At 73.4% G+C, this 26,493-nt stretch carries 24 protein-coding genes and 1 riboswitch; of the genes, 15 read left to right on the top strand and 9 right to left on the bottom strand.

From position 1 onward, the window contains the following. The first annotated feature begins 2 nt into the window (after nucleotides 1-2). Nucleotides 3-620, top strand: a complete 618-nt coding sequence (locus tag AB2U05_RS05560) for a TetR family transcriptional regulator (protein WP_369182571.1) — start codon at nucleotides 3-5, stop codon at nucleotides 618-620. A gap of 233 nt (nucleotides 621-853) precedes the next feature. Beyond that, the gene (locus tag AB2U05_RS05555; protein WP_045710444.1) at nucleotides 854-1,999 is read left to right on the top strand and encodes an esterase family protein; all 1,146 of its coding nucleotides are present in this window, start codon (nucleotides 854-856) and stop codon (nucleotides 1,997-1,999) included. 54 nt (nucleotides 2,000-2,053) lie between these two features. Here AB2U05_RS05555 and AB2U05_RS05550 read toward each other — a convergent pair whose 3' ends face one another. Beyond that, a complete protein-coding gene (locus tag AB2U05_RS05550) occupies nucleotides 2,054-2,383 on the bottom strand; it encodes a MoaF N-terminal domain-containing protein (protein WP_045701483.1) in 330 nt (109 codons plus the stop codon). Nucleotides 2,384-2,839: 456 nt separating this feature from the next. After that, nucleotides 2,840-3,005, top strand: a riboswitch (cyclic di-AMP (ydaO/yuaA leader). A 1-nt stretch (nucleotide 3,006) separates the two neighbouring features. On the opposite strand from AB2U05_RS05550, the gene AB2U05_RS05545 reads away from it, so the two are divergent. Then, nucleotides 3,007-4,239 (top strand): family 16 glycosylhydrolase, encoded by a 1,233-nt coding sequence (locus AB2U05_RS05545; RefSeq protein WP_369182570.1) that lies wholly within the window; start codon nucleotides 3,007-3,009, stop codon nucleotides 4,237-4,239. Between the two features lie 130 nt (nucleotides 4,240-4,369). Here the strand turns inward: AB2U05_RS05545 and AB2U05_RS05540 are convergent, their stop codons facing one another. Further along, nucleotides 4,370-5,167 carry an IclR family transcriptional regulator gene (locus AB2U05_RS05540; protein ID WP_045710445.1) on the bottom strand — a complete coding sequence of 266 codons (798 nt, stop codon included), beginning with the start codon at nucleotides 5,165-5,167 and terminating at the stop codon, nucleotides 4,370-4,372. Nucleotides 5,168-5,369: 202 nt separating this feature from the next. Between AB2U05_RS05540 and aceB the strand changes: the two genes are divergently transcribed. Both aceB and AB2U05_RS05530 read left to right on the top strand, forming a co-directional pair. Next, nucleotides 5,370-7,019 carry a malate synthase A gene (gene aceB, locus AB2U05_RS05535; RefSeq protein ID WP_369182569.1) on the top strand — a complete coding sequence of 550 codons (1,650 nt, stop codon included), beginning with the start codon at nucleotides 5,370-5,372 and terminating at the stop codon, nucleotides 7,017-7,019. A 139-nt stretch (nucleotides 7,020-7,158) separates the two neighbouring features. After that, nucleotides 7,159-7,545, top strand: a complete 387-nt coding sequence (locus tag AB2U05_RS05530) for a gamma-glutamylcyclotransferase (RefSeq protein ID WP_045701490.1) — start codon at nucleotides 7,159-7,161, stop codon at nucleotides 7,543-7,545. A 299-nt stretch (nucleotides 7,546-7,844) separates the two neighbouring features. Here AB2U05_RS05530 and AB2U05_RS05525 read toward each other — a convergent pair whose 3' ends face one another. The 7 genes from AB2U05_RS05525 to AB2U05_RS05495 all read right to left on the bottom strand — a co-directional run bounded on the left by AB2U05_RS05525 (nucleotide 7,845) and on the right by AB2U05_RS05495 (nucleotide 13,954). Next, entirely contained in the window at nucleotides 7,845-9,230 is a 1,386-nt protein-coding gene (locus tag AB2U05_RS05525; protein ID WP_045710448.1) for an 8-oxoguanine deaminase, read from the bottom strand. 92 nt (nucleotides 9,231-9,322) lie between these two features. Beyond that, nucleotides 9,323-10,786 (bottom strand): nucleobase:cation symporter-2 family protein, encoded by a 1,464-nt coding sequence (locus AB2U05_RS05520; protein ID WP_369182568.1) that lies wholly within the window; start codon nucleotides 10,784-10,786, stop codon nucleotides 9,323-9,325. 315 nt (nucleotides 10,787-11,101) lie between these two features. Next, a complete protein-coding gene (gene pucL, locus AB2U05_RS05515; RefSeq protein ID WP_045701496.1) occupies nucleotides 11,102-12,022 on the bottom strand; it encodes a factor-independent urate hydroxylase in 921 nt (306 codons plus the stop codon). Nucleotides 12,023-12,053: 31 nt separating this feature from the next. Continuing rightward, nucleotides 12,054-12,389 carry a hydroxyisourate hydrolase gene (uraH, locus tag AB2U05_RS05510; protein ID WP_045701500.1) on the bottom strand — a complete coding sequence of 112 codons (336 nt, stop codon included), beginning with the start codon at nucleotides 12,387-12,389 and terminating at the stop codon, nucleotides 12,054-12,056. 137 nt (nucleotides 12,390-12,526) lie between these two features. Then, a complete protein-coding gene (gene uraD / locus AB2U05_RS05505) occupies nucleotides 12,527-13,033 on the bottom strand; it encodes a 2-oxo-4-hydroxy-4-carboxy-5-ureidoimidazoline decarboxylase (protein WP_369182567.1) in 507 nt (168 codons plus the stop codon). A gap of 289 nt (nucleotides 13,034-13,322) precedes the next feature. Beyond that, nucleotides 13,323-13,703, bottom strand: coding sequence for a helix-turn-helix domain-containing protein (locus AB2U05_RS05500; protein ID WP_369182566.1), 381 nt, complete (start codon nucleotides 13,701-13,703; stop codon nucleotides 13,323-13,325). Beyond that, nucleotides 13,700-13,954 (bottom strand): thiamine-binding protein, encoded by a 255-nt coding sequence (locus AB2U05_RS05495; protein WP_244178966.1) that lies wholly within the window; start codon nucleotides 13,952-13,954, stop codon nucleotides 13,700-13,702. Before AB2U05_RS05495 ends, AB2U05_RS05500 begins: the two co-directional genes overlap by 4 nt. Before the next feature lie 231 nt (nucleotides 13,955-14,185). Here AB2U05_RS05495 and AB2U05_RS05490 point away from each other — a divergent pair, with 231 nt between their 5' ends. The 10 genes from AB2U05_RS05490 to AB2U05_RS05445 all read left to right on the top strand — a co-directional run bounded on the left by AB2U05_RS05490 (nucleotide 14,186) and on the right by AB2U05_RS05445 (nucleotide 26,415). After that, entirely contained in the window at nucleotides 14,186-15,031 is an 846-nt protein-coding gene (locus AB2U05_RS05490) for a hydroxypyruvate isomerase family protein (protein ID WP_078860615.1), read from the top strand. Between the two features lie 119 nt (nucleotides 15,032-15,150). Then, nucleotides 15,151-16,038 (top strand): 2-hydroxy-3-oxopropionate reductase, encoded by an 888-nt coding sequence (locus AB2U05_RS05485; RefSeq protein WP_045701510.1) that lies wholly within the window; start codon nucleotides 15,151-15,153, stop codon nucleotides 16,036-16,038. 498 nt (nucleotides 16,039-16,536) lie between these two features. Further along, nucleotides 16,537-17,679 carry a glycerate kinase gene (locus AB2U05_RS05480; protein WP_045701513.1) on the top strand — a complete coding sequence of 381 codons (1,143 nt, stop codon included), beginning with the start codon at nucleotides 16,537-16,539 and terminating at the stop codon, nucleotides 17,677-17,679. A 358-nt stretch (nucleotides 17,680-18,037) separates the two neighbouring features. Then, nucleotides 18,038-19,420 carry an allantoinase AllB gene (gene allB / locus AB2U05_RS05475; RefSeq protein ID WP_369182565.1) on the top strand — a complete coding sequence of 461 codons (1,383 nt, stop codon included), beginning with the start codon at nucleotides 18,038-18,040 and terminating at the stop codon, nucleotides 19,418-19,420. Nucleotides 19,421-19,489: 69 nt separating this feature from the next. After that, entirely contained in the window at nucleotides 19,490-20,719 is a 1,230-nt protein-coding gene (gene alc, locus AB2U05_RS05470; protein WP_078860617.1) for an allantoicase, read from the top strand. Between the two features lie 128 nt (nucleotides 20,720-20,847). Continuing rightward, entirely contained in the window at nucleotides 20,848-22,308 is a 1,461-nt protein-coding gene (locus AB2U05_RS05465) for a catalase (protein ID WP_369182564.1), read from the top strand. 134 nt (nucleotides 22,309-22,442) lie between these two features. Then, nucleotides 22,443-23,111, top strand: coding sequence for an NERD domain-containing protein (locus AB2U05_RS05460; RefSeq protein WP_369182563.1), 669 nt, complete (start codon nucleotides 22,443-22,445; stop codon nucleotides 23,109-23,111). Between the two features lie 169 nt (nucleotides 23,112-23,280). Beyond that, a complete protein-coding gene (locus AB2U05_RS05455; protein ID WP_045701518.1) occupies nucleotides 23,281-24,060 on the top strand; it encodes an IclR family transcriptional regulator in 780 nt (259 codons plus the stop codon). A 215-nt stretch (nucleotides 24,061-24,275) separates the two neighbouring features. Further along, nucleotides 24,276-25,193, top strand: coding sequence for a metal-dependent hydrolase (locus tag AB2U05_RS05450; RefSeq protein WP_045701520.1), 918 nt, complete (start codon nucleotides 24,276-24,278; stop codon nucleotides 25,191-25,193). A gap of 133 nt (nucleotides 25,194-25,326) precedes the next feature. Continuing rightward, a complete protein-coding gene (locus AB2U05_RS05445; RefSeq protein ID WP_369182562.1) occupies nucleotides 25,327-26,415 on the top strand; it encodes a 2Fe-2S iron-sulfur cluster-binding protein in 1,089 nt (362 codons plus the stop codon). The last annotated feature ends 78 nt before the right edge of the window (nucleotides 26,416-26,493 follow it).

Here is a 26,493-nt window from a genome sequence, read left to right as displayed (position 1 = left end):
CCGTGACCGGACGCCCCACCCTGAACCAGCGCCGCCGCGAGGCCACCCGCCTCGACATCGCCCGCACCGCCGCCGCACTCTTCGCCGAGCGGGGCGTCGAGGAGACCACCGCCGAGGAGATCGCCCTCGCCGCCGGCATCTCGCTGCGCACCTTCTACCGGTACTTCTCGGTCAAGGAGGACGCCGTCGCCCCGCTGCTCGCGGCGGGCGGGCAGCGGTGGGTCGACCTGCTCGCCGAGAGCCCGGCGGACCTCCCGCTGCGCGAGGCGCTGGAACGCTCGGCCGTCGCCTCGCTGACCCCGGCCGACGACGCGGCCGTCGAGGCGATGCACTGGACCCGCAGCCTGCTGCGCGACCCCCGGCTCGACGGCACCTGGCAGCGCGTCCACGCCGGCTCGGAGGAGCGGCTGCGCACCGTCCTGGCCGTCCGCTGCCCGGACGGCGCCGACCCGCTGGAGATCCGGCTGGCCGCCGCCGCGGCGACGGCCGCGATCCGGGTCGCGCTGGAGCAGTGGGCCGCCTCCGACGCCCCGGTCACCGGCCCGGGCTCCCCGCAGGACCTCGGCGGCCGCTGCATGCGCGAGCTCACGGCGGGGCTGCGGCTGACGGCCGGCGGCTGACAGGTAACAGATGACAGAAGTTGAAAGATGAAATCTGAAAGCTGAAAGTTGAAATCTGTCATCTGTTACCCGCCGGCGGCGGCGCCCTGCCCGCCCCCAGCCCGCGATCAGCTGTCTCCCAGCTCCCGCTAGGGTTGGTCCTCGCGCCCCGGCGGGGGAACCGGGTCGACGACCTCGGATGTCCTGTAGCTAGCGGAGGGGCGGGGAGTTCGAGGCGTGGGAGCAAGAAGGACATGGGTCTGACGAGCCACAAGGTGCTGGCGCTGGCCGTATTGGTCGCCGTCGTGATGATGGTCGGCACGGTCTGGCTGTGGCCCAGACTCGCCGGGAAGGGCTGGCGGGCGGTGCTCGGCCGGATCGGCGCGCTGCTCGGCACCCAGCTGGCGGCGCTCGCCGCGCTCGGCCTGGTGGCGAACAACTACTTCGCCTTCTACAGCAGTTGGGACGACCTGCTGGGCACCGGCGACAACGGCCCGGTGGTGATCCAGAACAAGGCGGACGCCTCCGGCCGCCTGCTGGTGGACACGATCGGCACCGCCTCGGTCAAGGGCGGCGGCGCGGTGGGCCGCGAGCCCGCCCAGTCCGGCGAGATCCGCAAGGTCCGCATCGACGGCAAGGCCAGCCGGCTCTCCACCGAGGGCTACGTCTACCTGCCGCCCCAGTACTTCCAGCCCGAGTACGCGAACCGGCAGTTCCCGGCCGTGATCGTCAGCACCGGCTTCCCCGGGCAGGCCGAGAACCTGATCACCCGCTTCAACTACCCGGGTGCGGCCCTCAAGCTGCTACAGGAGGGCCGGATGCAGCCGACCGTCATGGTCCTGGTCAAGCCCTCGCCGGCCATGCCGCAGGACACCGAGTGCGAGGACATCCCGAACGGCCCGCAGTCCGACACGTACTTCACCAAGGACGTCCCCTCGGCGATCCAGGCCAGCTACCGGGTCTCCACCGACCCGCAGGCCTGGGCCTTCATGGGTAACTCCACCGGCGGCTACTGCGCCGTGAAGCTGGCCATGCGCCACCCGGACGTCTTCCCGACCGCCGTCGCCCTCTCCGGGTACTACGAGGCCGCCGACGACCCGACCACCGGCGACCTGTTCGGCGGCAGCAAGCAGCGCCGCGACGAGGCGGACCTGATGTGGCGGCTGAAGAACCTGCCGCAGCCGAAGGTGTCCGTGCTGCTCGCCGGCACCAAGAAGGGCGACGGCGAGTACAAGCAGCAGACCGACAGGTTCATCGACGCCGTGCAGGCCCCGATGAAGGTCTCGTACGCCATGCTGGAGAACGGCGGCCACAACTTCGAGACCTGGAGCGCGCTGCTGCCGTCCTCGCTGGAGTGGCTGTCCCAGCACCTCAAGGTGCCCGGCCGGCCCACCGTCTGAGACTCCCGGCCCGGGGCCGTCGTCGACGTCCCCGGGCTCGTGCGTCCCGCCGGGTCAGGCGACCGGCTCCAGCGTGCCGGTGTGCAGCTGGCCGACCCGGCCGCCCTCGCCCTCGAAGGTCCAGAACGCCCGGACCGTCAGCCGGTTGAGGTCCATGACGTGGCTGACGGTGATCCCGCTCTGCTCCGTCCAGCTGACGAAGTAGACCGCCGGCGCGACCTCGGCGACGTGCAGCCGCACGTCCTCCCACTGGCCCGCCGACTCGCCGAGGCCCTCCCAGCGCAGCCGCGTGCCATCGGCCGAGTAGGTGTTGCGGAACGCAGCGCCGTTGTCGACCCGGAAGAGGTAGGTGCGGCCGGCGAAGGCGGGCAGGGACGCGGTCATGGCGGGGCGGCTCCTCGGTACGGCGCTCTCGTGCGGTGGTCGCGACGCAGCGCGCGGTGGTCTTGTGCGGTGGATCTCGTGCGGTGGGTCTTGTGCAGTGCGGAAAATGCCAGGACTCCAATTTATCCGACCGGGCCCACGGCGCGGCGGTGGACGGCGCCCGGCTCCGGCGCGGTCGAGGGCCGCCTGCCGCACCGCCCCCCCGGCCTCCCCCCCGCCTCCTCCCCGCCCGCTTCCCGTCCCCCTCCCCGCCCTGCGGCCGGGGCCGACCCGGCGGACCGGCAGGATTGATCAACTCGACCGCCACGCAGCGTCGTTGATCGACACCAGTGTGAACTGCGCGACAAGCGGCCCGGGGGAGTTGTCCGTTCACGGACGGCCCGCCTAGCCTGCAACGGTCGTCCGCCGTCGCGGACCCCGCCGCCGGGACGCCGAGTCCCGTCCACCCGCCGGCGGGTCACTCGAGGATCACAGCGGACGGGAGCGGGGGAACCAAGGTCAGCGCCCGGCCGTACGCTCCCGCGTGCGCGCCGCGGCTTGGGGTGAAGCCGCCACATCCGGCGGCCGGGCATCCTCAGCCCGAACCCGACAGCTCACCTCGCAGGCGTCGCAGAGGACATCCCATGCAGCAGCCTGCCCGGCGCCGCGCGCCGCGCCATGCCCGCCCGTCGCACCGCGCCCGCAACACCGCCGTCGCCGCCACCGGTGCGCTCGCCCTCAGCGGCGCCGCCCTGCTCGGCCTGCCGGCCGCCACCGGCGCCCAGGCCGCGACCGCCCCGACCGTCACCCAGGACCGGCTCGCGCCCGCGACCATGGTCGCCGGCAAGGCCACCACCGCCTCGCTCACCCTGCACTCCTCGGCCTGCTTCACCGCGAAGACCGTGGGCGTGGGCGTGCGCGACGCGAAGGGCGCCAACCTCGACTTCCCCGGCAACGCCTCCAACGTGCAGATATGCCCGAGCGGCACGACCTTCACCAGCGCCGCCCGCAGCCTGCCGGCCGGCACGTACACCCAGTTCGGCTTCTGGCAGGACAGCGCCGGCACCTGGCATAACCTGACCTCGCAGAAGCTCGTGGTCTCCACCACCGCGACGCCGACGCCGACGCCGACGCCGACGCCCACCCCGGCCCCGACCACCCCGCCTGCCCAGGCCGCCCCGATCGCCGGCAAGTCGATGGCCTTCGACGAGGAGTTCAACGGCCCGATCGCGTACGGCTCCCGCTGGACGGGCGACCAGAGCAGCTCGTACCACTACAAGACGCACAACCCGAACGACAACAAGCTCGACTGGATCGACAAGAGCAAGGTCACGGTCGCGAACGGCGTCGCCACCTTCACCGCCGCGCCCAGCAGCCACACCCTGGAGAACGGCAAGCAGGCCTGGGACGCCGGCCTGCTCACCACCGAGTTCTCCAGCCAGGGCTTCCAGGTGAAGACCGGCGACTACGCCGAGACCCGGGTCAAGCTCCCGGCCGGCACCGGCGCCTGGCCGGCGCTGTGGACCTGGAACGGCACCAGCGGCACGCACGGGGAGATCGACTCCTTCGAGTACCACGCGGACAACTCGAGCACGCTGGAGCTGACCAACCACGTCAACCCGAACCACCTGTTCTACAAGGACACCAAGTCGATCGCGAACAACGGCTGGGTCACCATCGGCACCTACTACGGCGCCAACTCGGTGGACTGGTACGTCAACGGCGTCAAGGTCTTCTCTGACGGCACGGGCGTGGGCGCCAACTGGTCCGCGTACCTGATCCTCAACCTGTCGGTGTCCGCCGGGAAGTACCACCCGGCGCCGCAGGGGACCGCCCCGATCACCTTCGCCTCCGACTACGTGCGCGTGTACCGCTGAGCGCCGTAGCCGGTAGCCCGTAGCCCGCAGACCAGCCGCTCTCACGAACCGGCAGTCGTCCCGACCTCCACGAGGCCGGACGGCTGCCGGTTCCTGCGTTCGCGCCCCCGTCGTTCGTGCCCCGCCGGGGTCAGGGGGCGAGGACCTGCCCCAGCCTGGTCGCGATCCGGTGCATCACGGGCACCAGTGAGGAGGCGCCGGTCTGCTCCTCCAGGGCGCGGATGCGGGCCTCCGGGCCGGAGACGGACAGGGCGGTGGGCGTCGGCGCGCCGGGGACGGCGAGGGCGATGCAGCGGACGCCGATCTCCTGCTCCTGGTCGTCGACCACGTAGCCGCGCTCGCGCGCCTCGGCGAGCTGGCGGATCAGCTCCTGCGGGTCGGTGACGGTGAACTCGGTGTGCGCGGGAAGGGGGTTGGGGCCGAGGACGGCGCGCACCTCGTCCTCGGGGAGCTGGGCGAGCAGCGCCTTGCCGACGCCCGTGCAGTGCGGCTGGACGCGCCGGCCGACCTCGGTGAACATCCGCATCGAGCGCCGCGACTGCACCTGCCCGACGTACACCACCTCGCCGCCCTCCAGCACCGCCAGGTTGGCGGTCTCGCCGGTGGCCTCCATGAGTTCGGCCAGGTAGGGGCGGGCCCAGCTGCCGAGCAGTCGGCCGGCGGTCTCGCCGAGGCGGATCAGCCGGGGGCCGAGGGTGTAGCGGCGCGCGGTGTCCTGGCGGACATAGCCCTGCTGGACGAGGGTACGAACCAGTCGGTGGATGGTGGGCATCGGGAGGCCGGAGCTGGTGGAGAGTTCGCTGAGCGTGGCCACGCCGCCGGAGTCGGCCAGCGCCTCCAGGAGGTGGAACGCGCGCTCGACGGACTGCACCCCGCCGCTCGCGCGGTCGGTGCCTGTCGTCGATGCTGGGTCGGAGGTCCGGGCCACCGGTGTTCCCTTCGCTGTCGGGGCGGAGCAGAGTCCCGGCGATCTTTCAACAAACCGTTGAAATTCTGTATCGCGGAAACTAGTCTCCACTTTACAGAATCGAACCCGCCGACAGGCGGGCCCGATCCAAGGAATCTCCCCGAGCGGGGCTCCCACCGGAACCCCTCTCGCCAGGCTCAACCGTCTTAGGAGTGTCCTGCCCATGGCTGCAGATCAGGGACCCGGCGCCTCCCCCGCCGCTCCGGTCGTCACTGTCGCCGGTCCGCGCGTCCACCGGGCGGAGGAGGTGCTCACCCCGGAGGCGATCGCCTTCGTGGTCGGCCTCCATCGCGCCTTCGAGGGCCGCCGGCAGGACCTGCTGGCCAGGCGCAGGGCCCGCCGCGCCGAGATCGCCGCCACCGGCACGCTGGACTTCCTCCCCGACACCGCCGACATCCGGGCCGGCGACTGGAAGGTCGCCGAGGCGCCGCGCGCCCTCCAGGACCGCCGGGTCGAGATCACCGGCCCCACCGACCGCAAGATGACGATCAACGCCCTCAACTCCGGTGCCCGGATCTGGCTCGCCGACTTCGAGGACGCCACCTCCCCCACCTGGGAGAACGTCGTCGGCGGACAGCTCAACCTGATCGACGCCTTCGAGGGCCGGATCGACTTCACCAGCCCCGCCGGCAAGGCCTACACCCTCCGGCCCGCCGCCGAACTCGCCACCGTCGTCGTCCGCCCGCGCGGCTGGCACCTCGACGAGAACCACCTGCTCGTCGACGGCACCCCGGTCGCCGGCGCCCTCGTCGACTTCGGCCTGTACTTCTTCCACAACGCCGCGCGGCTCCTCGCCAGGGGCGCCGACGACCCCAACTCCGGCCCCTACTTCTACCTGCCGAAGACCGAGAGCCACCTCGAAGCCCGGCTCTGGAACGACGTCTTCACCCGCGCCCAGGCCGAACTCGGCATCCCGCACGGCACCGTCCGCGCGACCGTGCTGATCGAGACCATCACCGCCGCCTTCGAGATGGACGAGATCCTCTACGAGCTGCGCGAGCACGCGGCCGGCCTCAACGCCGGGCGCTGGGACTACCTGTTCTCGATCGTCAAGAACTTCCGCGACGCCGGCGAGCACTACATCCTCCCCGACCGCAACGGCGTCACCATGGCCTCGCCGTTCATGGCCGCCTACACCCGGCTGCTGGTGCGGACCTGCCACCGGCGCGGCGCCCACGCGATCGGCGGCATGGCCGCCTTCATCCCCAGCCGCAAGGACCCGGAGGTCAACGCCGCCGCCCTGGAGAAGGTCAGGGCCGACAAGGAGCGCGAGGCCGCCAACGGCTTCGACGGCTCCTGGGTCGCCCACCCCGACCTCGTCCCGGTCGCCCGTGCCTGCTTCGACGCCGTCCTCGGCGAGCGGCCCCACCAGAAGGACAACCCCGGGCCGGCCGAACCCGTCACCCCCGCCCAACTCCTCGACATCGCGGGCGCGGGCGGCAGCTGCACCCGCGCCGGGCTGCACAACGCCGTCCAGGTCGGCATCCGCTACATCGAGGCGTGGCTGCGCGGACTCGGCGCCGTCGCGATCTTCCACATGATGGAGGACGCCGCCACCGCCGAGATCTCCCGCTCCCAGACCTGGCAGTGGATCCACAACGGGGTCGTGCTCTCCGACACCGGTGAGAAGGCCACCGCGGAGCTCGTCCGCTCCCTGGTCGCCACCGAACTCGCGGAGCTGCGCGCCGAGTTCGGCGAGGAGGCGTACGCCGCCGGGCGCTGGGCGGAGGCCGCCCGGCTCTTCGAACAGGTCGCGCTGGCCGAGGAGTTCGTGGATTTCCTGACCCTCCCCGCGCTGCCCCTGCTGGGCTGAGCCCGCCCGGGCCCGGCCCGGTCCGGCTGCGCACCCACCTGCTCCGTTCCGCACGGCGACGCGTCCGGCTGTTTTCGCGTCGCCGAGCGGGACGGTGTTTTTTTCTTTGTTCTTCCTTACCCGGCATAGGAGTTGGAGCATGGCAAGGATCTTCTTCAACGGTCAGGCGATGGTCGGCGGGCCCTTCCACGCGAAGGTCTCGGACGCGCTGATCGGCCCGGCCCGTACGGCGCCCGGCTACCGCTTCTTCTCCATCGACGACGTGTGCCCGGGGCTGCTGCGCGACCCCGCGGTCGACACCGCCATCGAGGGGGAGCTGTACGACATCAGCCTGGAGCGCCTGCGCGACGTCATCCTGCCCGGCGAGCCGCGCGAGCTGGAGCTCGGCGTGATCGAGCTGGAGGACGGCTCGGCCTGCCTGTCGATGCTGCTGGCCCGCGGCGAGGCCGAGCGCGGCGTGCACCGCGAGATCACCCACCACGGCGGCTGGCGCTCCTACCTCGCCACCCTCGGCCGCACGGCGTGAGCGCACCCCCGGCGGGCCGGGGCGGTGGCGAGCGGAGTGCACAGCCGGCGGCGAACAGATGACAGCTGACAACTTTCAACATCTGTTATCTGTTATCTGAAAGTTGTCCGCTGAAAGTTGTTCGCTGAAAGTTGTCATCGGACGGGTGTCGGCCGAACCCTGTCCGCCGGACCCCGTCGCGCCCGACGCCGCGGCCCCGAACCCTCGCCGTGGGTTCGGGGCCGCGCTCCGCGCGCCCGGCCGGGCGCGCGGAGTCCGGGTCACGCACCGTCCCTGGGCGTCCCGGAGTCAGGGGGGAGTCACACCGGCCGGGCCGCCAGGTCCCTGGCGGCGCGGGCGCAGGCCTGGGCGATCCGGTCCTCGTCGACGGTGGTCAGCCGGCCCTTCTCCACCACCGCGTTCCCGTTCACGAACAGCACCGACAGCGGCGGCAGCGCGCCGAAGGTGAGCGCGGCGACCGGGTCGGCGATCGAGGAGTGCATGACCCCGTCGACCTTCCACAGGGCCAGGTCGGCGAGCTTCCCGGCCTCGATCGAGCCGATCTCGTCCTGCCGTCCGAGCACCCGGGCGCCGCCCATGGTGCCCAGCCGCAGCGCCTGCCGCCCGGTGAGGGCGGCCGGGGAGCCGTGCAGCCGGTTGATCAGCAGCGCGTTGCGCAGCTCGGTGCCGAGCTCGCCGGATTCGTTGGACGCGGTGCCGTCCACCCCGAGCCCGACCGGGACGCCGGCCCGCAGCATGGCGGGCACCCGGGCGATCCCGGCGCCGAGCCGGGCGTTGGAGGACGGGCAGTGCGCGACGCCGGTGCCGGTCTCGGCGAACTTGGCGATGTCGGAGTCGTTCATGTGCACGCAGTGCGCCATCCAGACGTCCTCGCCGAGCCAGCCCACCGACTCGAAGTAGTCGGTCGGCCCCATCCCGAACAGCTCCTTGCAGAACTGCTCCTCCTCGGCCGTCTCGGAGCCGTGGGTGTGCAGCCGCACGCCCTTGCGGCGGGCGAGTTCGGCGGACTGCCGCAGCAGCTCGGTGGAGACGGAGAACGGCGAGCAGGGCGCGAGCGCGACGTGCAGCATCGAGCCGAACGAGGCGTCGTGGTAGCGGTCGACGGCGGCCTCGGAGGCGGCGAGGATCGCGTCCAGGTCCTCGACGGCGTGGTCCGGCGGCAGCCCGCCGTCCTTGCGGCTGCGGTCCATCGACCCGCGCAGCGCGGTGAAGCGCAGTCCGAGCTCCCGGACGGCCTCGATGGAGGCGCCGAGGACGTCGCCGCCGTCCGCGGGGAACACGTAGTGGTGGTCGGAGGCGGTGGTGCAGCCGGACTTGAGCAGGGCGGCGGCGGAGCCCTGGCTGGCGGCGTGCACGAGCCGTTCGTCGATCCGCGCCCAGGTCGGGTAGAGGGCGACGAGCCAGTCGAACAGGATGGCGTCCTGGGCGAGGCCGCGGGTGATCCACTGGTAGAAGTGGTGGTGGGTGTTGACCAGGCCGGGGGTGACGAGGTGGCCCTCGGCGTTGATCCGGCGCACGACGTTGTCCAGCCAGTTCGGCGCGGGGCCGTCGCCGACCGATTCGATCCGGTTGCCGAGCAGGACCACGTGGCCGCGGGCGTACTCGGTGTCCTCGGCGTCGACGGTGGCGATCGCGGCGTTCTCGATGACGATCCGCTGGTCGGCGGGCGGGGGCTGGACTGCCATGGCGGAGCTCCTTGAGGGGGATGGTGGCCGGGAGGGGCGCGCGGTGGCGGGCTCGGGGCGCGCCGTGGCGGGGTGCGCCCCTCCCGGGCCGGTCAGGACGGTGTCACGGTCGGCACCGTCGCGCCGGAGGCCCGGCCGGTTCTGGACCGGCGGGCGGTTCCGGCGTGGTGGAAGAGCAGGTTGAGCAGGACGGCCAGCACGCAGCCGGCCGAGATCCCGGAGTGCATCAGGGTGCGGACGGCCTCCGGGAAGGAGTCGTAGAAGGTCGGCGCGGCGATCGGCACGATGCCGACGCCGAGCGAGACTGACACCAGGATGGTGTTGCCGCTGGACTCCATTCCGGCCTCCGCGAGGGTGCGGATGCCGCTGGCCGCGACCGTGCCGAAGAGCACGATCCCGGCGCCGCCCAGGACGGGCTGCGGCACCAGGGAGACGATCGACCCGAGCACGGGGAAGAGCCCGAGCAGGATCAGGATGCCTCCGCCGGCCGCGACGACGAAACGGCTGCGGATCCGGGTCAGCGCCACCAGCCCGATGTTCTGGGCGAAGGCGCTGGCCGCGAAGCCGTTGAAGACGGGGCTGAGCGCGGTGGCCAGCCCGTCCGCCCGCAGGCCGGCGGCGAGGACGGGTTCGTCGGCCGGGCGGTCGACGATCCTGCCGAGCGCCAGCATGTCGGCGGTGGACTCGGTCATCGAGACCACCATGACGATGCACAGCGAGGCGATCGCGGCCGCGTCGAAGCGCGGCGCGCCGAAGTGGAACGGGGAGGGGAGCGCGAAGACGTCCGCGTCCTGGACCGCGCCGAAGTCGGCGAGGCCCAGCGGGAAGGCGAGCAGGGTGCCGGCCGCCAGCCCGATGAGCAGGGACAGCTGCTGCCAGAAACCGCGCAGCAGCCGGTTGCAGAGCACCACCGCGACGAGGGTGGACGCGGCGAGCCCGATGGCCCGCATGGAGCCGTAGCCGGGCGTGGACGGCGAGCCGCCGCGCGCCCAGTTGATCGCCACCGGCAGCAGGGACACCCCGATGAGGGTGATCACGGTGCCCTGCACGACCGGGGGGAAGAACCGGATGAGCTTGCAGAAGTACGGCGCCGCGAGGAAGCACAGGACCCCCGCGACGATCACCGCTCCGAAGATCACCGGGAGGGCGTTCCTCGGTCCCTGCTCGTGCGCGATGGCGACCATGGGGGCGACTCCGGCGAAGGAGACGCCGTTCACGAACGGCAGCCGCGCGCCGATCCTCCAGACGCCGATGGTCTGGAGCAGGGTGGCCAGTCCGGCGGTGAACAGGCTGGCCGAGATGAGCAGGGCGAGTTCGGCGGGCGAGAGCCCGACCGCGGCGCCGACGATGAGCGGGGGTGCGACGACTCCCGCGTACATCGCGGCGACGTGCTGCAGGCCGGTGGAGAACAGCTTCACCGGGGGCAGCAACTCGTCCACGGGGTGGGGTCCGGACCCGGACGGCCGGTCGGTTACGGGAACTGACGACTCGTCAGGTCCGGGGGTTCTTGCCGGGGTGGAACCGCCGTCGGTGCTACTGGTGTTGCTGGGTGCCATGTCGAGCCCCTCTTGTGCCCGTGGCTCCCGGCGCGCCCGTGGCGCTGGAGACCGGCTGACGTTGCGGAGACCGAGGGCGGGACGGCGGTGCAAGGGTCCCTCGGCCGGTCTCTCCAGCACCCCGGGCCGGCCGCCGCGAGGCAGGCACGAACTCCGGTGGGTGGGGGTGGAGAAACTGGTGGAGCTTTCAGGTGGAGCGGTCAGGTGGAGAGCACGGCCGGCGGAGAAGGTGCCGGCGCGGCCGGTGGGTCGCCGGTGGGTCGGCGGTGGGTCGCGGGTGGGTCGGTGGTGGGTCGGCGGTGGGGGAGCGGGGCGTCAGGCGACCGGGATGACCGGGGCGACGCCCTCGCGGTGCACGGTGCCCTCGATCAGGCCGTACATCCGGTCCGCGGCGTAGTAGACCTCGTTCTCGTTCTTGAGCCCGAACGGTTCGAGGTCGACCAGGAAGTGGTGCTTGTTGGGCAGTTCGAGGCGTACCTCGTCCACCTCGGCGCGGTTGTTGAGGACCCGAGTGCCCATCGCGTGCAGGGTCTGCTGCAGCGAGTAGGAGTAGGTCTCGGCGAAGGCCTCCAGCAGGTGGCGCCGCACGTGGGTGTAGGAGCGGTTCCAGTTGGGCTGGGCCTCGCCGTCGCGGCCGCTGTAGCCGTACTTCCAGCGGGCGGTGACCTGGGTGGCGAGGATGCGGTCGTAGGCTTCCTGCAGGGTGGTGTACTTGTCCTTGATGTAGCCCCAGAACTCCGAGTTGGTGGAGTTCAGCACGACGAGGTCCTTCAGGCCGGAGATCACCCGGACGCTCTCGCCGTCGTAGAAGACCTCGGTGGTGCGGACCTCCTGGCCGCTGCGGACGAAGGAGTGGCCTACCTCCTCCGAGCCGATGAAGCGGGCCGAGCTGTCCGGCGTCCTGATCCGGTCCCAGGCGTACTCCTCGATCCGGATGCGGGCGCCGTGGACGACGCCGCGCTCGGTGTCGTCCACGAAGTGGCGGGCCAGGACGATGCCGAAGGCCTCGGCCGACTCGATGCCGTACTCCTTGGCGAAGGCGTACACGGTGTTCTTGGTGGTGTCGGTGGGCAGGCAGTTGGCGTTCGATCCGGTGAGGTGGACGTCCTCGAACTCACCCTGGAGGGAGACCGAGACGTTCAGGTCCTTGATCTCGTGCCGGGTGGAGTCGCGGTAGACCCGGACGATGCGGTTCTCCGCCTTGCCGTACTGGTTCTGACCGAGCACGTGGGCCATGACGTGGCTCCTAAGCTTCCAGGCCGGTCTACTAGCTTCCGCGGTAGACCGAGTATCCGAACGGGTTGAGCAGCAGGGGCACGTGGTAGTGGTGCTGCGCGGGCGCGACCGTGAAGACGATCGGGACCTCGGGGAAGAACGGCGGCTCGGACGACCGGAGCGCGAAGTAGGCGGTCGTGTCGAAGAGCAGCCGGACGACCGAGCCCGCCTCCACGGCCGGCAGGTCCTTGACCCGGCCGTCGGAGTCCGTGGCGGAGGTGCCGAGCACCTGCCAGCCACCCTCGGTGCGCAGTGCGAGCTCGACCGGGACGCCCTCGGCCGGGCGGCCGAGGCTGGTGTCGAGCACGTGGGTGGAGATGTCGGTCATGAGTGGAGTGACCTTACTGATAGCAGATCTGATGATGCGTCAGACGAGAAGTGCCGCTTCGCCCACTCTAGGGACGTCCGTGCTGCCGGGCCCCTCCGACCCGGCGTGGCCCGGCGGTCCGGTTCGGTGACGGCCCGTCAGGAATCCTCGTCGAGGAGCCGGTTGAGCCGGATGTCGTTGATCTTGCGCAGTTCGCCCCGGACGACCTCCGCCTCGGTGGCGGCGTCGTGCGGGAGGCGCTCGCGCAGGGCGGCGAGCATGGTGGCCGCGGTGCGGCCGGTCGCGCAGATCAGGAACACGTGGCCGAACCTGGCCTCGTAGGCGGCGTTGGCCTCGTGCAGTGCGCCGAGGAGCGCCCGGTCCGCGCCGCGGACGCCGGCCTGTTCGCGCTCGGAGACGGCGTCGCCCGCCTTGGGCTCGCCGATCCGGGCGTGGCCGGCCATCGCGTCGTGCAGGTCGGAGGCCGTCAGCGAGGCCGTCGCCGCCGCGTTGGCGGCGAGCAGGCTCTCACGGTCGGGCCACGGGCGGGTCTTCGCGACGGCGGCGGCCCAGCGGGGGCTGGAGCAGACCTCCAGCAGGACCGCCTCCAGCTCGGCGGCGTCCGCCGCGGCCAGGGCGTCGAGGGCGTGGGGGTGGTTGGTCACGGGGTGGACCTCCTGAAGAGTGGTGCCACCCGCACAAGCTAGATCGACCCCACCCCGAGGTCAACAGTTTGTTGAACGGTTGGTGGTTACGTTTTGAACCGGGGGCCGCCGCCGGGCCGAATCGTGTGCGATCCGCCAACTGCGCCCCGCCGCCCGTCGATCCAGGATCGTCGCAGCGGCGGGACGGTCCGCGCGGAGCCGGGGCGCCCGGGCATCCCGGAGTCCGGGTGCCCCGGAGTCCGGGTGCCCCGGAGTCAGGGCACCCCGGGGCTCGGGGCACTCGGAGCGCTCAGGAGGCCTTCGAGCCGTCCTGGCGGTTCAGGTAGTTGTACACCGTGAACCGGCTGACGCCGAGCGCCGTGGCGACCGTCTCGACCCCGTGCCGGACGGTGAACGCGCCGCGCTCCTCCAGGAGCGCGACCACCCGCTGCTTCTCCAATCGGTCGAGCTCGGCCAGCGGGCGGCCGTCGAACTGGCGGGCCATCTCGGCCAGCAGCCGGTCCAGCGCGCTGCTCAGGTGCGGCAGCCGGACGGCCAGGGCCGGCGCGCCCTCCCACTCCAGGACGACGTCCTCGGCCTTCGCCTCGTCCAGCGGGACGGGCGTCGCGCCGACCGCGTCCAGTAGCGGCTTGACCGCCGCGGCGAGCGGGTGTTCCACGTGCTCGGTCACGGCGTACCGCCCTCCTCGCCCAGCACGCTGACCTGTACGGAGATCCGGGTCGCCCCGGCGTCCAGGGTCTCCCGGAGCAGTCTGGTCACGGCGGCGAGCACCTGCTCGGCCTCGCCCTCGGCGCCGGTCCCGAAGGGGCCGACCGCAACGTCCAGGCCGGCCTCGTCGACGACCTTGCGGGCCGTCGCGGCGTGCTCGGGGAACGTGTCCAGTTCGAACGGTTCTGTCGTGAACTCCACCATCAATCGCACGTGCTCACTGTAGCGAGCGGTGGTGGGCGCGGGCAGGGCCGATGCGGGGCCGATGCGGGACCGGGGCGGGCGGCATCACCAGGGCATCGCCGGCGCCTCACCAGCGCCCCGGCCGCTTCAACAAAATGTTGCGACGGTCTTGACACCCGCTCGGCGCTCCGGAGATGCTTCCACCACACAGAATCCGTCTTCCGCATCGTGGAAGTTGCGGATGACGGAAGAGAGTGAGAGGTGAGGAACGTGACGGCCGCCGCCAAGCACAGCTTCACGGTCAACCTGTCGATCCTGTTCGGCGAACTCCCGCTGCTGGAGCGCCCCGCCGCGGCCGCCGCGGCCGGCTTCACCGCCGCCGAGCTGTGGTGGCCCTTCGGCCCCGAGCCCCGGCCGCGGCGAGCCGAACTCGACGCGCTGCGCAAGGCGTTCACCGACGCGGGCGTACGCCTCACCGGCCTCAACTTCCTCGACGACCTCGGCCGGGGCGCCCGCGGCACGGTCTCGCTGCCCGCCGAGCGGGAGCGCTTCCGGGCCAACGTGCAGGTCGCCGCCGACCTCGCCGCCTCCCTCGGCGCCACCGCGCTCAACGCGCTCTACGGCAACCGGATCCCCGGCGTCGACCCGGCCGAGCAGGACGCCCTCGCGCTGGAGAACCTGGCGGTGGCGGCCCGGGCCGCCCACGAGATCGGCGCGGTCCTGCTGGTCGAGGCCCTCAACCGGATCGAGTCCCCGGACTACCCGCTGGTGTCCGCGGCCGCCGCGGTCGAGGTGGTCGACAAGGTCAACGCCGCCACCGGCCTGGGGAACGCGAGGTTCCTCTGCGACCTGTACCACCTGGCCAGGAACGGCGAGGACCTGGCCGCCGTCATCGACACCCACGCCGACCGGATCGGCCACGTGCAGATCGCCGACACCCCGGGCCGGAACGAACCCGGCACCGGCGAACTCGACTTCGAGGACCTCTTCGCCCGGCTCGCCGCCGCCGGCTACACCGGCCCGATCGGCCTGGAGTACCGCCCCGCCGGCGGCGTCAGCGCCGACAGCTTCGCCTGGCTGCCGCGCGAGCTGCGCGCCGCCAAGTAGCGGTATCCGCCGAGTGGCGGCGCCCGTCGAGCGGCACGCCGTCCGGGTGAGCAGCACGCCGCCCTGGGCCGCACCCACCCCCCCGAAACCTCCCACCCACGCACCTAAGGAACGACGCGATGAGCCGCAAGATCGCCTTCGTCGGCCTCGGCATCATGGGCAAGCCCATGGCCGTCAACCTGGTCAAGGCCGGCCACCACGTGACCGGGTTCGACCTCTCCCGGGCCTCGATCGACACCGTGGTCGCGGCCGGCGGCCACGGCGCCGCGAGCATCGCGGACGCGGTGCGGGACGCCGAGGTCGTGATCACCATGGTCCCCGCCGACCCGCACGTCGAGGCCGTCATGCTCGGCGAGGACGGCGTCCTGGCGCACGTGCGGCCGGGCACGCTGGTCGTCGACATGTCGTCGATCACCCCGCAGACCTCCGTCAAGGTCGCCAAGGCCGCCGCCGAGAAGGGCGTGCGCACCCTGGACGCCCCGGTGTCCGGCGGCGAGGCCGGCGCGATCGAGGCCGTCCTGTCCATCATGGTCGGCGGCGAGGCCGCCGACTTCGCCGAGGCGAAGCCGCTGTTCGACGCGCTGGGCACCACGGTCGTGCACGTCGGCCCGTCCGGCGCCGGCCAGACCGTCAAGGCCGCCAACCAGCTGATCGTCGCCGTCAACATCCAGGTGCTGGCCGAGGCCGTGGTGTTCCTGGAGAACGCCGGGGTCGACCTGAAGGCCGCGCTGGACGTGCTCGGCGGCGGCCTGGCCGGCTCGACCGTGCTGGAGCGCAAGAAGGCGAACATGCTGAACCGCGAGTTCGCCCCCGGCTTCCGGATCGACCTGCACCACAAGGACATGGGCATCGTCACCGACGCCGCCCGCGCCGTGGGCGCCGCGCTGCCGGTCGGCGCCGTGGTGGCCCAGCTGGTCGCCTCCGCCCGCGCCAACGGCGACGGCTCGCTCGACCACTCGGCGCTGCTGCGCGGCGTCGAGCGGCTCTCCGGGCGCGAGCTCGCGTAGCGCCCCGCCCGGGGCCGCCGCGGTGAGCTGCAGTGACCTGCGGCGAGCGGCGGCGGCCCCCACGGACTCCCCCTGGCGGCGTGTACCCATCCGGTCGTGCCCGCGCCGCCAGGGGGCTGTGCCCGACCGGCGTGCGGGCCGGGGCTCATCCGCCCGCCCGCCGGTCGACCCAGCCGGTGACGCGCCCACCCTGCCCGGGGGCACTTCGGTCGTGCCCGCGGCGCGTCGCCCGGCCCCTCCCCGCCGAGGGGAGCCCCTCGCACGTCGGAAGCGGGTCGAGGGGAAAAACGGCGGGGAGGGGCCCACCCGGAACGCCCCTCCCGGGGGCGGGCCCGGCCCCGCCCGGGACGGCCCATGCTTGAGACAGGGCACCTCCGGGGCAGACCCGGGGACATGCCGTCGAAAACCTCTTCGAAGCAGCCGGGGGCGCACCCCGCGGACACCCGGGCCACACCGACGAACCACCGCCAGACCCCGTACGGAAGTGAGGACCGCGCCATGCCCGCCACCCCCCACCAGGGCCATGTGGTCGTAGCTCCGGACAAGTTCAAGGGCACCCTGGAGGGCGCCGAGGCCGCCGCCCGGATCGCCGCCGGCATCCGCCGCGCCGCGCCCGGCACCGAGGTGCGCGAGCTGCCCGTCGCGGACGGCGGCGAGGGCACCCTGGCCGCCGCGCTCGCGGCCGGGTTCACCCGCGTCCCGGTCAAGGTGGCCGGCCCGACCGGCCTTCCGGTGGACGCGGCGCTCGCCGTCCGCGGCACCACCGCCGTGGTCGAGCTGGCCCAGGCCTGCGGCCTCGCCCGGCTCCCCGGCGGGCGCACCGCCCCGCTGACGGCCGGCTCGTACGGCGTCGGCCAGCTGGTCGCGCGCGCCGTCGCGCTGGGCGCCCGGCGGATCGTGCTGGGCCTCGGCGGCAGCGCCAGCACGGACGGCGGGGCCGGCCTGGTCCAGGCCCTCGGGGTCCGCCTGCTGGACGCCGAGGGCGCCGAACTCCCGCCCGGCGGCGCCGCGTTGCGCCGGCTGGCGGAGATCGACCCGGGCCCGCTCGCGGAGCGGCTGGCCGGCGCCGAGGTGGTCGTCGCCTGCGACGTGGACAACCCGCTGCTCGGCCCGCGCGGCGCCGCCGCCGTCTACGGCCCGCAGAAGGGCGCGGACGCGGCGGACCTGGCCGTCCTGGAGGAAGGTCTGACCCGGTTCGCCGACCTGGTCGCCGGGACGACCGGACGGGACGTGCGGCAGGCCCCCGGCGCCGGTGCCGCGGGCGGGGTGGGCTTCGCCGCGCTCGCCCTGCTGGGCGCCACCATGCGACCCGGGATCGAGCTGCTGCTCGAACTGCTGGGTTTCGACGGGGCCGTGCGTGGGGCACGCCTCGTCGTCACCGGCGAGGGCTGCCTGGACGCGCAGACGCTCCACGGCAAGGCCCCCGCCGGCGTCGCCGCGGCGGCCGCCCGGGCGGGGGTTCGGGTGGCCGCGGTGGCGGGGCGGCTGGAGCTGTCCGAGCCCGAGTGGCGGGCGGCCGGATTCGCCGCCGCGCTCGCCCTGACCGACCTGGCCGAGCAGCCGGGGGACAGCCTGACCAGGGCCGCCGAGCTGGCCGAGACGGCGGGGGAGCGGCTGGCCGCCGAACTGCTGCCGGGGTGACCCGGTGCCCGCGGGAGCCCATGCCGCCGGGCCTGCCGGACACCGCGCCGCCGGGCCCGCCGGAACCCGTGCCCCCGGGCCTGCCGGACACCGTTCCGCCGGGCCCGCCGGAACCCGCGCCCCGGGGCCTGCGGAACCCCGTGACCCGAGGCCTGCGGCACCCCGTGCGCCGAACCGCTCCCGCGCCGGATCCCTCGTACGTTCCTCCATTGACGTTTTGTTGAAGGCGGGCCTAGGCTCCCCGCAATCCTTCGCTCCCGCCCCGCCCCGACCGGCCCGCGACAGCCCCACCGGCCTTGTCGCACGGCCCCGTTCGGCGTACCCGCTTCGCCCCCCGTCCAGGTCCCGGAGGCCTCCCATGCCAGTCACCAGTCCCGTGGTCGTCCGGTCCCGCCGGGTGGTCCTGCCCGAGGGCGAGCGCCCCGCGGACGTGCTGGTCCGGGACGGGCGGATCGCGCTGATCGCCGCCCACGGCACCCTCCCGGTCGAGCACCCCGGCGAGCTCGCCGACCTCGGCGACACCGCCCTGCTGCCGGGCCTGGTCGACACCCACGTGCACGTCAACGAGCCCGGCCGCACCGAGTGGGAGGGCTTCGCCAGCGCCACCCGGGCGGCCGCGGCCGGCGGCGTCACCACGGTCGTCGACATGCCGCTCAACTCGATCCCGCCCACCACCACCGCGGCCGGCCTGGCGGTCAAGCGGAAGACCGCCGAGGGCCAGGCCTGGGTCGACCTGGGCTTCTGGGGCGGCGCCGTCCCCGGCAACACCCCCGACCTCGAACCCCTGCACCGCGCGGGCGTGTTCGGCTTCAAGAGCTTCCTCGCCCCCTCCGGCGTCGACGAGTTCCCGCACCTGGCGGACGACGCCGAGCTGGAGGCCGCCCTGGCCGAACAGGCCCGGATCGGGGCGCTGGCGATCATCCACGCCGAGGACCCGGCCGTACTCGCGGCCGCGCCGCAGCGGCCCGGCGTCCACTACCGCGACTTCCTCGCCTCCCGCCCCGCCGACGCGGAGACCGCCGCCGTCGCCCGGCTGCTCGCGGCGGCCCACCGCACCGGCGCCCGGGTCCACATCCTGCACGTCTCCTCCTCCGCCGTCCTGCCGCTGCTGCGCCGGGCCCGCGCGGAGGGCGTCCGGGTCACCGCCGAGACCTGCCCGCACTACCTGACCCTCGCCGCCGAGCAGGTGCCGGACGGCGGCACCGCCTTCAAGTGCTGCCCGCCGATCCGCGACGAGGCCAACCGGGACGCCCTCTGGCAGGCCCTGGCCGAGGGCGAGTTCATCGCCGTCGTCTCCGACCACTCGCCCGCCACCGCCGACCTCAAGCAGGTGCCCGAGTACGGCGGCAGCGGCGACTTCGCCACCGCCTGGGGCGGCATCGCCTCCCTCCAGCTCGGCCTGCCGGCCGTCTGGACCGAGGCCCGCCGCCGCGGCCACACCCTCGCCGACGTCGTCCGCTGGATGTCCGCCGGCCCGGCCGAACTGGCCGGCCTGGACGCCGTGAAGGGCGCCATCGCGGTCGGCCGGGACGCCGACCTGGTCGCCTTCGACCCGGACGGCGAATTCCCGGTCCGCGTAGCCGAGTTGCACCACCGCAACCCGGTCACCCCGTACGCGGGGCGGCAGTTGACCGGAGCCGTCCGCACCACCTGGCTGCGCGGCCGCGCGGTGGACCCGGCCGCCGAACCCTTCGGCCGGCTGCTCACCCGGCCCGCCGGCGCCCCTTCCGGCCCACGCTAGCCGACGGCCCGTCACGTCACCGTGACAGCCGACGACCACCCACGACCGACGCCAACCGAGGAGAGTCCAGTGACCACCGCCGACACCCCGAGCACTCCCTTCACCGAGCTGGTCGACCTGGCCTCGCGGCGGCTCGGCGCGGGCGTCGTCGCCACCAACGAGGACACCTTCGCGGACGCCGAGAACCTGCTGGTCGCCAAGCCCGCCGAGTTCCGCCCGCACACCTTCGGCCACAAGGGCCAGATCATGGACGGCTGGGAGTCCAAGCGCCGCCGCGGCGCCTCCGCCGAGCAGCCGCACCCCACCGACCAGGACCACGACTGGGCGATCGTCCGGCTCGGCGCCGCCGGAGTGGTCCGCGGAGTGATCGTCGACACCGCCCACTTCACCGGCAACTACCCGGAGAGCGCCTCCGTCGAGGCCGCCTCCGTACCCGGCCACCCCTCGCCCGGCGAACTGGAGGCCGCCGCCTGGACGGTGATCGTGCCGCGCACCCCGCTCCGGGGCGACACCGCCCACGAGTTCGCCGTCACGGACGGCACCCGCTACACCCACGTGCGGCTCAACATCTTCCCGGACGGCGGCGTCGCCCGGCTGCGGGTGCACGGCGAGGTGCTGCCCGACCCGCGCGAACTCGACGGCCTCACCTTCGACCTGGCCGCCCAGGAGTACGGCGGCGTGGCCGAGGCCGCCTCCGACCGCTACTTCTCCTCCCCGCACAACCTGAACGCTCCCGGCCGCGCCACCGTCATGGGCGAGGGCTGGGAGACCCGGCGTCGGCGCGACAAGGCCAACGACTGGGTGCAGATCGCCCTGGCCGGGGGCGGCGAGGTCCTGGCCGCCGAGGTGGACACCAGCCACTTCGTCGCCAACGCCCCCGGCTGGGCCGACCTCGTCGGCTTCGACGCCTCCGCCGGAGCCGACCCGGCCCAGGGGCCGTGGTTCGAACTGCTGCCCCGCACCCGCCTCCAGCCCGACACCCGGCACCGCTTCCGGCTCGCCCCGGGCCGCCCGGTGACCCACGTGCGGATCAACGTCTACCCGGACGGCGGGCTCGCCCGCCTCCGGCTCACCGGCCGCCTCACCGAGGCCGGCCGCGCGGCGCTCGCGCTGCGCTGGTTCAACGCCCTGCCCGCCGCCGAGGCCGAGGCCGCGCTCACCGCGGCCGGCCTGGCGGACGGGGAGGCCGCCGCACTGGCCGCGGCCCGTCCGCTGGCCGACCGGGCCGCGGCCGCCGGGGCCCTCGCCCCGCTCCCGCCGGCCGCCGCCGAGGCCGCCGCCCGCCTGCTCGGCCTCTGAGCCGGGCCGGTCGCCTCCCGGGGCGGCCGCCGCCCGGCCGGTTCGTCCACCCGTGTCTCACGCCTGACATGACGAACCGTCAATCCATGCTCCACGCACCGCCCTTACCGACCCCCGAAGGACCCGCCATGCCCAAGAACCTGACCACGGAGTCCGGCGCCCCGGTCGCCGACAACCAGAACTCGGCCTCGGCCGGCGAGTACGGCCCGCTGCTGATCCAGGACCAGCACCTGCTGGAGAAGCTGGCCCGGTTCAACCGCGAGCGCATTCCGGAGCGCGTCGTGCACGCCCGCGGCTCCGGCGCGTACGGCTACTTCGAGGTGACCGACGAGGTCTCGCGCTACACCCGGGCGGGCTTCCTCGCCGAGGTCGGCAAGCGCACCGAGGTGTTCCTGCGCTTCTCCACCGTGGCCGGCAACCTCGGTTCGACCGACGCGGTGCGCGACCCGCGCGGCTTCGCGGTGAAGTTCTACACCGAGGAGGGCAACTACGACCTCGTCGGCAACAACACCCCGGTGTTCTTCATCAAGGACCCGATCAAGTTCCCGGACTTCATCCACTCGCAGAAGCGCGACCCGTACACCGGCGTCCAGGAGGCGGACAACGTCTGGGACTTCTGGGCCCACTCGCCCGCCTCCACCCACCAGATCACCTGGCTGTTCGGCGACCGCGGCATCCCGGCCTCCTACCGGCACATGAACGGCTACGGCTCGCACACCTACCAGTGGGTCAACGCCGAGGGCGAGGCCTACTGGGTGAAGTACCACTTCAAGACCAACCAGGGCATCCGCTGCCTGGACGCCGGCCAGGCCGCCGAGGTCGCCGGCGGCGACGCCGACTCGCACCAGCGCGACCTGCACCAGGCCATCGAGCGCGGCGTCTTCCCGTCCTGGACGCTGTACGTCCAGCTGATGCCGGTCGCCGAGGCCGCCGACTACCGCTTCAACCCCTTCGACCTCACCAAGGTGTGGCCGCACGCCGACTACCCGCTGGTCAAGGTCGGCCGGCTGGTGCTCAACCGCAACCCGGAGAACGTCTTCGCCGACGTCGAGCAGGCCGCGTTCTCGCCGAACAACTTCGTGCCCGGCATCGGCCCGTCCCCCGACAAGATGCTCCAGGGCCGGCTGTTCGCCTACGCCGACGCCCAGCGCTACCGCCTCGGGGTCAACCACACCCAGCTGCCGGTCAACGCCCCGCACGCCACCGAGGCGCACAACTACGGCCGGGACGGCCTGATGGCCGCCAACAGCGCCGGGCGCGACCGGAACTACGAGCCCAACTCGTACGACGGCCCCGCCCAGACCGACACCCCGCTCGCCGCGCCGCAGCGCGTCGGCGGCCACGCCGGCAGCTACCCCACGCCGGCGCACACCAAGGACGACGACTTCTTCCAGGCCGGCGAGCTGTACCGGCTGATGTCCCCGGGGGAGCGGAGTCGACTGATCGACAACATCGCGGGCTTCCTGGCGCAGGTCAGCCGGGACGACGTCGTCGAGAAGAACCTCGCGCACTTCCACGCCGCCGACGAGGAGTACGGTGCCCGCCTGGAGGCCGCCGTCGCCGAGCTCCGCGCGGGCGACGAGGGCTGACCGTCTTCCCGCCTGCCGGGCCCCTCCTCCCCGGGGCAGTGGGAGGAGGGGCCCGGCCGCGTCGCGCGTTCCCGGGATCCCGCCACCGGTGCCCCACGGCCGACGTAGTCTGATGCGGCATCAGTCGAGGGGGGATGTCGATGAATCGGTCGAGCTGGTCCACAGCGGGCTTCCTCGCCCGCGTCCGCGCGGCCCTGGGCGGTGCCGACACCGACCCCGGGGCCCGTGCCGAAGGGGTCGACGGGGTCGAAGGGGTCGAAGGGGCCGAAGGAACCGGGGGAGGCGCGAGGACCGGGGGAGGCGACGGGGCCGGGTGGGCCGGTGGGATCGGGGAACAGGGCGGCGAGGAGACCACGGCCGGCGTGCTCGCCCGGCTGAACCGGCGCGGCTGGGCCGTGCTGTGCGACCTCGGCGTCCCCGGCAGCTCGGAGAACCTCGACTTCCTGGTGATCGGACCGCAGGGGCAGGTGGTCCTCGTCGACGCGGAGCACTGGTCGGCCGCGGACGGCGCGACGGTGGGCATGCCCGGCGGGCGCCTGTCCTGCGGTGCCGAGGACCGGCAGGAGCTCGTCGACAAGCTGCGTCGGGAGAGCCGGATGGTCGAGGACGAACTCGGGGCGGTGGCGGAGGCCGTGGCCGTGGTGGAGGGCGTGCCGGTCGACAACGGGGTGTTCAGATCCGCCGGTGTGTGGGTGGTCGGGCCGGAGCACCTGTGGGGCGCGGTGCTCCAGGCGCCGACCGGCCACCGGGACCAGGCCGCCCTCGTCCGGCTGGCCAAGGGCCTCTTCCCGCCGCTCGGCTGAGCCCGGGGCCGCCGTACGGGCGTTCGCTGAACTGGACGTTCACCGTGCCGACCTGATCGCCGCACGGAATGTGCACGGAAATTCACGGACAGCGGTTGCCGGAGCCCCGGGCTCGATAGGCTGGAGGATGCCCGCGGTCGCTCCGTGGGGGACATCGGAAGGGGACGACATGTCGACACCGGTCCCGGGTCGCCACGCCGCGCTGGACCAGGGCCTCGGCGGCCCGTTCACCTCCCTGCGGTACGCCCTCAGACTGCTGGAGGCGGTGGACCGCCACCCTGACGGCGTCACGCTCGTCGCCCTCGCCCGCGAGACCTCGCTCGGCCTGCCCACCGTGCGCCGGCTCGCGGAACTCCTGGAGATCGAGGGCTACCTCCAGTGCCAGGACGGCGGTTGGGTGCTCGGCGGCGCCTTCGCCGTGCTCGGGCAGCACAACCGGGAGCAGCTGGTCAAGGCCCGGCTCAACCGCAAACTCGCCGAGCTGCGCGACGAGTTGGGTGCGGCCGTGTACTTCAGCCGTTACCACGACGGGGAGTTGTCGGTGGAGGCGGTGTCGGCCACCGACTACGCGCCGGCCGTCCAGGAGTGGGTGGACTTCCGGGCCACCGCGCATGCCAGCGCGATCGGCAAGTGCCTGCTCAGCCAGCTCGACGCGGACGGCCGCCGCGACCACCTGTCGCGGCACCCGGTCGCCCGGCTCACCTCCCGCACCGTCACCGACGTCGACCAGCTGATGCACCGGCTGGAGCGGCAGCCGGCCACCGTGCCGGTGCTCGACATCCAGGAGTACGCGCTGGGCACGGTGTGCGCGGCCGTGCCGATCACGGCGGGCAGCACGGTCGGCTGCCTGGCGACCTCGATGCCGGTGGCCAACATCCACAAGCTGCGGGCCGCCGCCGAACTGCTGGCGGCCTCGGCGGCGCCGCTGCTGCTCGCGATGGCGGTCTGAGCCGCCCGCCGCTACGGCCCCGCCGGACGTGACGCGTCCGGCGGGGCCGCGTGCTGCCTGGCCATCCCTCCCCGGCGGCGCCCGAGTCTGCCCGGGTTATTAGACTCGATGTCGATAAGAGTGGTCGAAACCCTTGAACCCCGGGCTACCCGCGAGTACGTTTCCCTCAGCCGAGCCGCCACCCGAGCCGCCGCCCAGGTCAGGAGGGCCTAGCCATGCCCCGATCCACGCCCGTCCCCGCCCTCGCCGCCCCCGCCGCACGCGTCCACGAGAGCCTGGTCCTCGAACCGCGCGACGTCCGCTTCGACTGGGCGCAGCTGCCGCTGCACTGGATCCCCGACGAGCCGGTGGCCACCCATGTCATCAACGTGCTGCACTTGCTGCTGCCCGAGGGGGAGCGCTGGTTCGTCAAGGTGTTCAAGGAGGCGCTGCCGCTCATCCGGGACGAGCAACTGCGCGAGGAGGTCCTCGGGTTCATCGGCCAGGAGGCGATCCACGCCGAGGCGCACCAGGAGGTCCTGGACCACATGCTCGGCCAGGGGCTCGACCCGCGCCCGTACGTGCGGCAGGTCTCCTGGCTGTTCCGGCGCGTCCTCGGCGACAAGCCCGGGCTGTCGGCGCGCCGGCGGCGGGAGAACGTCATCGAGCGGGTCGCGTTCATCGCGGCAATCGAGCACTTCACCGCCTTCCTCGGCGACTGGGCGCTCAACTCGCCCGGCCTGGACCGCGCGAAGGCCGACCCGACGATGCTCGACCTGCTGCGCTGGCACGGCGCCGAGGAGGTCGAGCACCGCAGCGTCGCCTTCGACCTGCTGGTCCACCTCGACCCGGGCTACCTGCGCCGGCTGCGCGGGATGCTCGTCTCCGGGCCGCTGCTGGTCCACCTCTGGGTGCGCGGGGCGCGCTACCTGCTCGCGGCCGACCCGACCCTGGCCGGCCGGCTCAAGCCCACCTGGGGCGAGGCCCTGCGGATCTCCCGGCGCGGGCTGCTGCCCTCCCCGGGGCGCTCCGTCCGCTCCGGCCTGAGGTACCTGCGGCCCGGCTACCACCCCACCCAGGAGGGCTCCTCCAGTCAGGCCCTCGGCTACCTCGCCACCTCCCCGGCCGCCCGCGCGGCGGCGGCGCACGGCTGACGGGTTTCAGCGAACAGAGAACAACATCTGTTATCTGAAAGTTGTTATCTGTTATCTGTTCGCTGAAATCTGAAAGTTGAAAGTTGACATCTGAACTCCGACATCTGTTCGTCGAGACCGAGGACCCTCCCGGATGGACCTGCTCAACCCGCCCCCCGACCTCTACGGCCGCCCCCGCGCCGACACGTTCATGCGCCGGCTCACCGCCTTCGGCGACCGTTACAGCCCGGCCCTCGGCGGCCCGCTGCTGCGCCGCAACCCGCGCCGCCCGTTCAGCCGCCCCACCCCGCCGCTCCGGCTGGTGGTCACCGCCCGCCGTGAACTCGCCTCCGATGTCGTCGAGTTGACCCTCGCCGACCCCTCCGGCGGCCCGCTGCCGCGCTGGCAGCCCGGCGCCCACCTGCGCCTGGTGCTGCCCTCCGGCCGCGAGCGCCACTACTCCCTCTGCGGCGACCCGGCCGACCCCGGCGCCTACCGCGTCGCGGTGCGCCGCCTGCCCGAGGGCGGCGGCGGGTCCGTCGAGGTCCACGACACCCTGCACCCCGGCGCCCGCCTCACCGCCCGCCGCCCGCGCAACGGCTTCGCCTTCTGCGCCGAGCCCGCCGTCCTGCTGCTCGCCGGCGGCATCGGCATCACCCCGCTGCTCCCGATGGCCCGCGAGGCGCAGCGGCACGGCCTGGACTGGCGCCTGGTGCACGTCGGCCGCAGCGCGGACACCCTCCCGTACGGGGACGAGCTGCGCGCCCTGGACCCGCGCCGGGTGGTGCTGCGCACCGACGACGAGCACGGCGGCGTCCCGACCGGTGCCGAGCTGCTCGCCCACGCCCCGCGCGGCGCCGCCGTCTACTGCTGCGGCCCCGCCCCGATGCTGGCCGCGGTGCAGCGGGCGCTGGACGGTTCCCCGGCCGCGTCGCTGCACTTCGAGCGTTTCGGCGCCGCGCCGGTCACCGGCGGCCGCCCGTTCGCGGTCCGGCTCGGGGCGGCCGGCCCGACGCTGGACGTCCCCGCCGACCGGTCCGCCCTGGACGTGCTGCGCGAGGCCCGCCCGGACCTCCCGTACTCCTGCCACCAGGGCTTCTGCGGCACCTGCGAGCTCCGCGTCCTCGCGGGCGAGCCCGAGCACCGGGACCGGCGCCTGACCGCCGAGCAGCGCGCCGCCGGCGCCCTGCTGCCCTGCGTCTCGCGGGCCGCCGAGGGCGAGACCCTGGTCCTCGACCTCTGACCCGCACCGGCCCGAACCGGCACCGGCCCGAACCGGCACCGGCCCGAACCGGCACCGGCCAGGGCCGCCACCGGCACC

It is taken from the genome of Streptomyces sp. Y1 (genome assembly GCF_041053115.1).
Classification (GTDB): domain Bacteria; phylum Actinomycetota; class Actinomycetes; order Streptomycetales; family Streptomycetaceae; genus Kitasatospora; species Kitasatospora rubellomurina.
The sequence above is the reverse complement of the archived record's forward strand: the minus strand, read 5'-3'. Positions and strand labels throughout refer to the sequence as shown.